At 66.3% G+C, this 909-nt stretch carries 1 protein-coding gene; it reads right to left on the bottom strand.

What is annotated here, in order from left to right:
• Positions 1–801 (bottom strand): FAD/NAD(P)-binding protein (locus tag EN964_RS35770; RefSeq protein ID WP_164776496.1); only part of this gene is annotated, 801 nt, incomplete at its 3' end.
• Positions 802–909: the final 108 nt, after the last annotated feature.

The raw sequence follows: 909 nt of genomic DNA, 5'->3' as shown, positions 1-909 counted from the left end.
GCCGACATGGTCGCCGAACTCGACCGTCGTGGCCGGCGCGGATGCAAAATCGCCAAAAGGCTCGCCCCTGACATCGGGGTGTCCGCGCGAGCGTAAGCCGCGGCGCGACAGCGCGAGGATGCGGCCGCGATGGCCACGACGGTCGAGTTCGGCGACCATGTCGGCAGAGGTCAGCCCGGAGCCGACGATCAGCACCGACGCCTCCGGACCAATCCCGGCAAGCGCCGCTGGTGCGTACGGGTCGGCGATGAAACCCGGTGCTTCCGTCAGATGGATCAGCGCGGCTGGAATCGCGGGCTGTGGGTGCGTCGCTGCCAGGACGACGATATCGGCAGCGACCAACCCACTGGACGTATGCACGGTCCAGCCCGCGCCACTGGCATCGCGCGTCACGCGTATGGCGAGACCTTCGGCATGACGGACAAGGCCGGAACCGAGATACGGCGCCAGATGCTCGGCGACGTAGCGACCGAACACACGCCGGCGCGGAAAAGCGTCGCCGTTCTTCCAGATGGCGTCCGGGTCGTGTTCGAGTTCTCCGCTGCCAGTCAACCAGCGTGCAAAATGCTGCGGGTCGTCGGGAGCCATGCTCATCCTGATCGCGGGAACATTAACCCGATGAGACGGTTCCTCGCTGGAATAGGCAAGGCCACCGCCAAGAACCGGTCGTGGCTCGATCACGGAAATGGAAATGCGCTCCGGTCGAGGCATTTGCGCCAGGTGCCACGCCACCGCGGCGCCGGAAAAGCCGCCGCCGATAATGGCGACGCGCAACCGCGAGGACGCAGGAAGCAAGTTCACGAGGCGCTGGCGAGCGACTTCGGCCGGTGGTCGCCGGCGATGGTTTCGCCGAACGGACCGGTGTTTACGGAAGAGCCGGCTGCCTTGACCAGATGGTCGGTCGGCAGT

Origin of the sequence: Mesorhizobium sp. M7A.F.Ca.CA.001.10.2.1 (genome assembly GCF_003998575.1) — a bacterium.
Lineage (GTDB): Bacteria > Pseudomonadota > Alphaproteobacteria > Rhizobiales > Rhizobiaceae > Mesorhizobium.
Note: the sequence above shows the minus strand (reverse complement) of the source record. Positions and strands in the feature narration are given on the sequence as shown.